The following is a 9,106-nucleotide window of genomic DNA, read 5'->3' on the forward strand; positions in this document are numbered from 1 at the left end:
CCCACAGGCCCTCAGGGACCAGGCCCGGCGATGGGCCGACTGGCTCACCGAACACCCCGACACCACCCTCACCGACCTCGCCTGGACCACCACACGGCACCGACGGCACTTCGCCGAGCGCGCGGCGGTGGCCGGACCTGACCTGCCCGCGGTCATCGAAGGACTGAACGCCCTGGCCGACGACCGGCCGGACGCGTCGGTCACCCTTGCCACCGCACGGCCGGGCAAGGTCGTGTTCGTCTTCCCCGGCCAGGGCTCGCAGTGGCCGGGCATGGCCCGGCGCCTGCTCGCCGAGAGCCCGGCCTTCGCCGACACGGTCGACCGCTGCGACGAGGCACTGCGCCCGTGGACCGGCTGGTCGGTCCGCGAACTGCTCCAGGACGAGGACCGCATCGCGTGGGACCGCCTGGACGTCGCTCAGCCGGTGCTGTTCACCATGTATCTCGGCCTGGCGACGGCCATGCGGGACCTGGGCCTGGAACCGGATGCCGTGGTCGGACACAGCCAGGGCGAGATCGCCGCAGCCGTGGCCGCCGGCGCCCTGACCCTGGAGGAGGGCGCCAGGATCGTGGCCGAACGCAGCAAGGCCCTCGCCGCGCTGTCCTCCGACGGCGAGATGGCCACGGTGGAACTCCCCGTCTTCGACGTCGAGGCGGCACTGGCCCCGTACGGGGACGCCGTCTCGGTCGCCGTGGTGAACACACCGGGATCCACGGTCATCTCGGGGGACCGCGCGATCGTGGAGGAACTGCTCTACGCGTGGGACGACCAGGACGTGATGTGCGGCAAGCTGAACGCCGCCTGCGCGTCCCACAGTTCGCACATGGACGCACTGCTGCCCGGCCTCCGGGAGACGCTCGCCCCGCTGCGTCCCCGCCCGTCCGGCGTCCCGCTGTACTCCACGGTGCTGGGCCGCCGGGCCGCCGGCGAGGAGCTGGACGCCGACTACTGGTGCCGGAACCTGCGCGAACCCGTACGGCTCGACCTCGCACAGCAGGAGCTGCTCGCCGACGGATACACGGTGTTCGTCGAGATCAGCCCCCACCCCGTGCTGGCCATGCCGTTGGCCGACGGCGGCGCGGAGCAGGACGCGGTGGTCCTGGCGGCGATGGAACGGGAACAGGGCGGCCTGGACCGGCTCCGGCGCACACTGGGCGCCCTGCACGCGCACGGTGTCGACATCGACTGGTCGGCGGCCGTCCCCGACGGACGCATGGTCGGCCTGCCCGGCTATGCCTTCCAGCGCCGGCGCCACTGGAAGGAGCCCGCTCGGCGCAGGACGACCGACCAGCGGTTCTGGGACGCCGTCGGCGCGGGCGAGGCGGACTCGCTCGCCGAACTGCTCGGCGCGTCCGGGCAGCACAGGGACAGCGTCGCGGACCTGCTGCCGTTGCTCCGGCGCTGGCACGAAGGCCGCGACGGCCACGCCGAGATCGCCGACTGGCTGTACGAGGAGACCTGGCAGTCCAGCGAGCCCGACCCGGCACCGGCGGACGGGGACTGGGCCGTCCTCGGGGACCCCGCGTCACCCGTCGCGGAGCTGGTGACGGCCCTGCGCGAGGCAGGAGCCGGCACGCACCGGGCCGGCACGGACCCGGACGGCCTGACCTCCCTGCCGGCGACGCTGCAGGGTGTGATCGTCCTGGCGCCGCTGGACGAGGACGCCGACGCACTGCGGGGCTTCCTGCGAACCGCACGGCTGCTGCAGGAACTCGGGACGAGTCACCCGGGAACCCCGGTGTGGCTGGTCACCCGGGGTGCCGTCGGCGTGGACGGAGCCGATCCGGTCACGCGTCCCGAGCAGGCACTGATCAGCGGGCTGGGCCGGGTCGCGGCGCCGGAACGCCCCGAAGGCCGGGGCGGCACCGCGGACCTGCCCGAACAGCCGCACCCGGACTGGGCCGGGCAGCTCGTCCGCGCCGTTCTCGCCGATGACGACGAGGACCAGATCGCGCTCCGTGCCGACGGCCGGTACGTGCGAAGGCTGCGCCGCGCCACGCCCGCACCGCGGGCGCCGTGGACGACCAGTGGCACCGCTCTGATCACCGGCGGCACGGGAGTCCTCGGCCGGCGACTCGCCCGCCGGCTCGTGGAACGCGGGACGCGACGCGTCGTGCTCGCCTCCCGCTCCGGTGAGGTGCCCGCACGGTTCCGTGAGGAACTCGAGGCGGCCGGGGCACAGGTCGTGACGGCGGCCTGCGACGTCGGTGACCGGAGGCAGGTCGCCGGCCTGATCGACAGGATCGACGCCGACGGCCCGCCGCTGACGGTCGTCGCACATCTCGCGGGGGCCCCCGGGACGGCACTCCTGGCAGAACTCGACGCCGCCCGGGCCGCCGAGGAACTCTCCGCGAAGGTGTCCGGCGCCTGGCACCTGCACGAACTGCTCGGCGACCGGCCCTTGGACGCGTTCCTGCTCCACGGCGGTGGCGCCGGTCTGTGGGACACGAGCGGCCGGACGACCTGCGCGGCCGGCAACGCCGCGCTGGACGCCCTCGCCCGCCACCGGGTGGCGGACGGCCGCACGGCCACCGTGGTGCACTGGGGCGGCTGGGCCGACACGGACACGGTGACGCAGGAGGCCGAGGAGCAGCTCCGGGCACAGGGGCTGCGGCTGATGCCACCGGACCGCGCACTGGACGTACTGGACCTGGTGCTCGGAACGGACCGGGTGGCGCTGGCGGTGGCCGACATCGACTGGGCCCGCTTCACCCCCGCGTTCTGCGTCGCCGGACGGCGTCCGCTGCTGCTGGGCGTCCCGGAGGCACGCGCGGTGATGACCGGCGAGCGCCAGGAGAGCGCGCTCGCGGAGCGGCTGGCGGCCATGGGACCGGAGGCGCAGTTCGACGCGGTGCTCGAACTGGTCCGCGTCGAGGCCGCGACTGCCCTCGGGGTGGCGCAGATCCCCGTCGGACAGCCGCTCCAGCAGCTCGGGATGGACTCGCTGACGGCGGTCGGCCTGCGCGCCCGGCTCGCCAGGCGAAGCGGCCTGCCGCTCGGCACGGACGTGCTGTTCCGGCACGGCAGCTGTGCGGGCATCGCGCACCACATGGTCGACGAGCTCACCGGACGGCAGCCCGTCGCCGAGCCGGCGGACGACCGGTTGGTGCGGGTGCTCAAGCCGGCGCTGCACCCCAGGGCACGGATCCTGTGCATGGCGGGAATGGGGGGCACGACCACCTCCCACGTCCCGCTCGCCCCGTACCTTCCCGAGGACGTGGAACTGCTCGGCATCCGGGTTCCCGGCCGTGAGGGACCCGGCGGGGAGGCCCCGGTGGACGATGTGAACACCCTTGTCGACCGGGTCGTGGCGGAGATGTCCGGCCGTCTCGACGTGCCGACCGTCCTGTACGGGCACAGCCAGGGCGCGTGCGGGGCATGGGAGATCGCTCACCGGCTGGGCAGCAGGACGGGGGGACCGGAGCTGTCCCTCGTCGTCGCCTGTGCGCCGCCGCCGTTCAGCGAGGCGCCGGAGGCGCTCAAGCGGTTCCTGGAGGTGTCGACGCTGTGGGACACGGCGGCGCCGCAGTCCCTCGTCGAGATGTTCCGGGGTGTGCTGCCCGACGAGATCCTCGCCCACGAAGAGATCTTCGCCGGTTACCTGGAGAACCTGCGGAACGACTCCGCGATGTGGACCCGGTACCAGCTCATGCTGGACACCGACCGCAGGGGCCCGCTGGACATCCCGATCACGGCGGTGACGGCCGACGCCGACCCGGTGCTGCCCGAGGGCACGATGGAAGGCTGGTCCGCGCTGACCAGGGGCACGTTCGTGACCCGGAGCATCGAGGGCGCGCACTCGGCGCCGCTCGAGAACCCGGAGGCCATGGCCCGGCAGCTGGCCTCGGCCATCCCCGCCGCGGTCATGCTCGACGCCTGACCGCAGCCGGCGTCCGTCGTCGCCCGACGACGGACGCCACGCCGGCGGGGCGGCCGGAGCATCAGGACCGCCGGTCCGCCCTCGCCCGCACGAGCGGACCACGTCGGGCCCGCGCCCCTGGGCCGGCCGCGCCGGGCGGCCCATCGCGAGGACCGGAACGGTTGCAGACCCACCGGTGCGCACGGCGGGCGGGCACGCCCGGGCTTCCTGCCGGGACCGGCTCGTTCGACCCGACGGCGGTCACCGGCCGGTACGAGCACGCCACCGAGCCGATCCCGGTACACCGGCGTCCCGGCCGAGGCGGTGCTGCGCAACGCGTTGTGACCGACCCCCGACCCCCGACCGCCCGGCCGTGAACCGTTGGGCCCGCCGCCGGGGACGGGTTCGATCCCCGCCCCCGCTCACGCCGAAGCCCCAGGTCGGAGACCTGGGGCTTCGGCTGCTGTCACCCGGATTGAGCCGGCGCCGAGAGCGATGCCGGCGCGGCTCGGCCGGCTCCTTCGCCGCCGGACCCCGAGGGCTCCGGCGGGTGCGAGGACCTGCTCGACGGCGGCCACGGGCCGCCCGTCCGCCTCCTCGCGGCCGGTGCCGCGAGGAGGCGGACGGGGGCTCACAGCCGGCGCAGGAGGGCCGCCCGGTCGACCTTGCCCGTGCCGGTCAGGGGCAACTCGTCGAGCGCGACGATCCGCGTGGGGATCATGTACGACGGCAGGACGGTCCTCAAGGCGCGCACGACCTCGGCCTTCGAGAGCGGCTCGGCCGTCGGCACGTAGAAGGCGGCCAGCGTCCGCCCGCCCGGCCCCGTGGGCGCCACCACCGACGCGGCCCGGACTCCCGGGCACTGGAGGAGGGCGCTTTGCACCTCGCCCAGTTCGATCCGGTAGCCGCGCACCTTCACCTGGTCGTCGAGGCGGCCCAGGAACTCCATCTCACCGTTCGGCAGCCAGCGGGCACGGTCACCGGTGCGGTACATGCGCTCACCGGGGCGCAGGGCTCCCGGGTCGGGCAGGAACTTGGCAGCGGTGAGACGGGCGGCCGCGGCGTAGCCCAGGGCCACGCATGTGCCGGCGATGTACAGATCGCCCTCCTCGCCGAGGGCGCAGGGCCGCAGGTTGCCGTCGAGCACGTAGTAGCGGGCGTTCTGCATCGGTTTCCCGTAGGGAATGCTCGGCCACGCGGGGTCGACGTCGCTCACCCGGTAGTGGTTCGACCAGACGGTGCACTCCGTGGCGCCTCCCAGCGCCACCACCTCGGCGTTGGGGAACGCGGCCCGGATCTGGTCGGGGAGCGGCACCGGGATCCAGTCGCCGCTGAGGAGGACCAGGCGCAGCGCGTCGCGCCCGGCGGGCTCACGGGCCTGCACGAAGGGCATGACCATGGCCAGGGCGGCGGGCGCCGAGTCCCAGATGGTGATGGCCCTCTGTTCGAGCAGGTCCACCAAGGCGTGCGGATCGGCGAGTTCCGCCGCCGACGCCAGCCGTATGGTCGCGCCGGCGGCCAGCACACCGAAGATGTCGTAGACCGAGAGGTCGAAGCAGAAGGACGTGACGAAGAGGATCTCGTCGGCGGGCCCGACCTTGTAGGTGCGGTTCACCCAGTCGATGAGGTTCACCGCCGACCGGTGGGTGACGACGACTCCCTTGGGCGCACCGGTCGAGCCGGACGTGAAGATGGTGTAGCAGACGTCGTCGGCCGTCGGACCGGTGGCGAGGGGAGCGGCCGACCGGAGGCCGACGTGACGGCCGGTCCACAGCGGCTCGCGGCCCGGCGCCGCACGGTCGCGGGACGGCTCGACGCGGATGACCGCGTCGTACCGCTCGGCCAGTTCGCCCGTGAGATCCCCGGCCCGGCGGCGGTGGACACTCGCGTGAGCCACCCCGGGCAGGAGTTCGGGGAGGCGCTCGACGAAGCGAGGCGGCACCCGGAGGCCGGAGTAGGAGCTGAGCCCGGGATCGATGAGGTCGGCGAGGACGATGACGCCGTCGTCGGCGAGCAGCCCGAGGAGCGAGTCGAGGACACCGGTCAGGTGGTCGAGGTCCGGCAGGAACTGCACCGTGCTGGCCAGCACGACGACATCGAACGGGCCGCTCACCCGCTCCGCTGCCTCATGGGCGAAGCACACCACGCCGTCGACCTCGCCCCCGGACCGGGCCCCGGCCTCGCTGCTCCGGGCCACGGACACCGGTGAGGGGTCGACGGCGACGTAGCGGGACGCCCACGGCGCCAGGGCCTCGACGATCAGGCCGGATCCGCACCCGATCTCCAGGACCGAGGGCCGTTCGGCGGACGTCGCGGCCCGTACGAACCGCGCCACGTGGTCCTGGTAGCCCCGGGCGTCATCCGCGGTGAAGGGCCGCTCCGAGCGGCGCGTGTTGAAGCCGGCGGCCTCGAGCGGGTCCGGGGAGCCGGACAGGTAGTCGAAGAGGTCCGCGACCCGTTCGCCCCGGAAAGTGGCCGACCAGGAGAACTCCTCGGGGATGTCGGGGCACAGCACGTGGCGGAGCGAAGGCACCTCCCACCGGAACTCCTGCACGGAGGGCAGGGACACGCGGTCGGTGAGCACGGCCGCCACGTCGAGCTGGTCGAGCAGCCCGACCACCCGGCCGGCGGGCCACGCCGGATCGAGCGGGACGTAGGAAGCGCCGGCTTTGAGCACCGCGAGCATTCCGACGAGGGCCCAGGCGTCGCGCTCGCCGTAGACACCCACGGAACAGCCCCGGCCCAGTCCCAGCTCGCGCAGCAGCCGTGCCAGCCGGTTGGAGTGACGGTCCAGTTCGCCGTAGGTGAGGACCTGCTTGTCGGAGGTCACGATCGCCGGGCGGTCCGGGTGGCGCCGGACGGTCTCGGCGATCAGCCCGGGGATCGTGGCGTCGTCGCGGAACGGCCGCGCGGTCTCGTTCCACCCGCTCCAGGGCGCGCCCGACACGGAGACCTGCGAGGCGCTCACCGGGCCGGTGTCCGAAAGACCCCGCGAGCCGCCAGCGCGCCGGTCAGCTCGTTCACCGTCGGGTGCTCGAAGAAGAGCCGGAGCTCCAGGCGCACGCCGAGCACGGCCCCGAGCGTGGCCATGATCTCGGCGACCAGCAGGGAATTCCCGCCGGCCTCGAAGAAGTCGTCGTCGCCGCCGAAGTCGTCGTGCTCCAGTACGTCGGCCCACTGAGCCCGCACCTGGGCGCGCAGCAGCTCGATGTCCGGGCCGTCGTGACCGGCGTGGTCCGGGCTCGCCACCCCGACCGATCCGAAGTTGTCCACCGCTCTCTCCTGCGTTCTGTCTCGGTGCTCCGCTTCTTCAACGGGCTCTCGCTGCTTTCCTGTCGCCGGCCGCGGCTCGGACGCCGACGCCGGTCCGGCCGCCGCGTCGTCGGCGGCGGAACCACGCCGTCACGAGCGGGCCCGCGCTCACCCGGTCGAGGGGTCCGGCCAGGTGCCAGTCTCGCCGTGACGACCGGCCGTTGTCCGAGGATCTTTCAGAGGTCAGTCAGGGGTGGCGCCCGTGGGCCACGGTGACCGGTCATCCTCACGTGCATGGGAACAAAAACGAAAAGCCGTTGGTTCGTCGGGGTCCCCCACGACGGCCTCGAAGAGTGCGCGCTGTACGCCTTCCCGCACGCGGGCGCCGGCGTGACCACCGTGCGTCAGCTGTGCGTCGAGCTCTCCGGCGCTTTCGACGCCTTCGCGGTACGCCTCCCGGGCCGGGAGTCCCGGCTCGGGGAACCCGTGGAGACCGTCATGCCCGAACTCGCCGACAAACTCGCCGGCGAACTGCTCCACCACGCACAGGGACGTCCGGTGGTGCTGTACGGGCACTGCGCCGGCTCGACGATCGCCTACGAGGTGGCACGGCGCCTGGACCCCGCCCGGGTGCGTGCGCTGGTCGTCTCCTCGCACCCGGCTCCCGGGAGCGTCCGCCGCGAACCCACGTGGGCGTTGCCGCGGCCGGACTTCCTCCAGCAGGTCGTGAGGGACGGCTACCTCCCCTCGCAGCTCCTCGCCAACGAGGAACTGCTCGACATCGTCGAGCCCGCCCTGCGCGCCGACTACGAACTCATCGAGACCCACGAACTCGAGCTGTACGAGCGCGGTGCCGCCGAGCCCGTCCCGGTCCCGACGGTGGCCGTGTACGGCCGGGACGACCACACTGTCGCCCCCGCCCAGGTCGACGCGTGGTCGGCGCTCACCACCGGGCCGTTCCGGTTCGTGTCGCTGCCGGGCGGCCACGACCTGCCGAGCAGCCACCCGGCGGACCTGGCGGCGGCCATCCGCGAGGCCCTGGTGACCGCCGCCTGAACACGGGCGCGTGCCCGTCCCTGACCTTCGCGTCCACGCGGTCGTCGAGGACGGCCGGGCAGACGTTGTCCGGCGGACCGTGGACCCGCAGACCTCCGCGCCGCGGTGCCCGCGCGTCCCGGGCCGGGGCCGCACGTGCCGGCTCGAGTCCGTACCGGGCGAGCGCACGAGCGCCCCTCCAGCAGTGGTGCGTAGCCTCCGGGAGATGCACGACCCCCACCGCAACGCGTGTCCGCCCGCACGCGCGGACCAGCACCGACAGGAGCCGGCACACGTATGTCCGTGAAAACCACTGTCCCCGACGCGACAGGGGCGGGTGACGAAGACGTCCGCCGGCTGGACCGGGTGGTCATCAGGTTCGCGGGGGACTTTGGTGACGGCGTGCAGCTCACCGGTGACCGGTTCACCTCCGAGACGGCGTCGTTCGGCAACGACCTGTCGACGCTGCCGAACTTCCCGGCCGAGATCCGGGCACCCGCCGGCACCCTGCCGGGCGTCTCGTCGTTCCAGCTGCACTTCGCCGACCACGACATCCACACTCCGGGGGATGCGCCGGATGTGCTGGTGGCGATGAACCCGGCCGCGCTGAAGGCGGACGCGGGGGACCTGCCGCGCGGCGCGGAGATCATCGTCAGCGCGGACGAGTTCACCACTCCCATCGGCGTACTGCGCTCCGTCGACCGCCCGGTCTACGACACGCTGATGTCGGACCAGCCGGACACCGTCGTCGAACAGAACGGCAAGGGCGACCTCACCGCACTCCTGACCGGCGGCGACACCTGGACCGTCGTCGGCTGACGCCGGCCCTTCGGAAACGGAAAACAATGGAGCACACCAGAACAGGCGAGTCCGGACTGCCCATCGAGCCGGTCTACGGGCCCGACACCCAGGCGGGCTGGGACCCGGCCGAGAAGCTGGGCGAGCCGGGGGCGTACCCCT

General features: G+C 73.4%; 4 protein-coding genes and 1 pseudogene. 3 read left to right on the top strand and 2 right to left on the bottom strand.

The genetic code is table 11. The features are described 5' to 3' along the window. Positions 1–3,880, top strand: a 3,880-nt coding sequence (locus tag ACIRFH_RS36150) for an SDR family NAD(P)-dependent oxidoreductase (protein WP_403530712.1), incomplete at its 5' end; no start/stop codon positions are given. Positions 3,881–4,490: 610 nt separating this feature from the next. Here the strand turns inward: ACIRFH_RS36150 and ACIRFH_RS36155 are convergent. Both ACIRFH_RS36155 and ACIRFH_RS36160 read right to left on the bottom strand, forming a co-directional pair. After that, complete coding sequence (locus ACIRFH_RS36155) at positions 4,491–6,827, bottom strand: amino acid adenylation domain-containing protein (protein WP_403530715.1); 2,337 nt, start codon at positions 6,825–6,827, stop codon at positions 4,491–4,493. Next, complete coding sequence (locus ACIRFH_RS36160; protein ID WP_403530718.1) at positions 6,824–7,132, bottom strand: acyl carrier protein; 309 nt, start codon at positions 7,130–7,132, stop codon at positions 6,824–6,826. Before ACIRFH_RS36160 ends, ACIRFH_RS36155 begins: the two co-directional genes overlap by 4 nt. A gap of 273 nt (positions 7,133–7,405) precedes the next feature. On the opposite strand from ACIRFH_RS36160, the gene ACIRFH_RS36165 reads away from it, so the two are divergent. Together ACIRFH_RS36165 and ACIRFH_RS36170 are read left to right on the top strand one after the other, a co-directional pair. After that, positions 7,406–8,167 carry a thioesterase II family protein gene (locus ACIRFH_RS36165; protein WP_403530720.1) on the top strand — a complete coding sequence of 254 codons (762 nt, stop codon included), beginning with the start codon at positions 7,406–7,408 and terminating at the stop codon, positions 8,165–8,167. Between the two features lie 276 nt (positions 8,168–8,443). Beyond that, positions 8,444–8,818: pseudogene (locus ACIRFH_RS36170) on the top strand (2-oxoacid:acceptor oxidoreductase family protein); the annotation flags it as partial. Positions 8,819–9,106: the final 288 nt, after the last annotated feature.

The organism is Streptomyces sp. NPDC093586 (assembly GCF_044764905.1).
GTDB lineage: Bacteria > Actinomycetota > Actinomycetes > Streptomycetales > Streptomycetaceae > Streptomyces.

Coding starts and splice junctions, on each gene's coding strand:
- ACIRFH_RS36165 (WP_403530720.1), top strand. CDS start 7,406: ATGGGAACAAAAACGAAAAGCCGTTGGTTCGTCGGGGTCCCCCACGAC.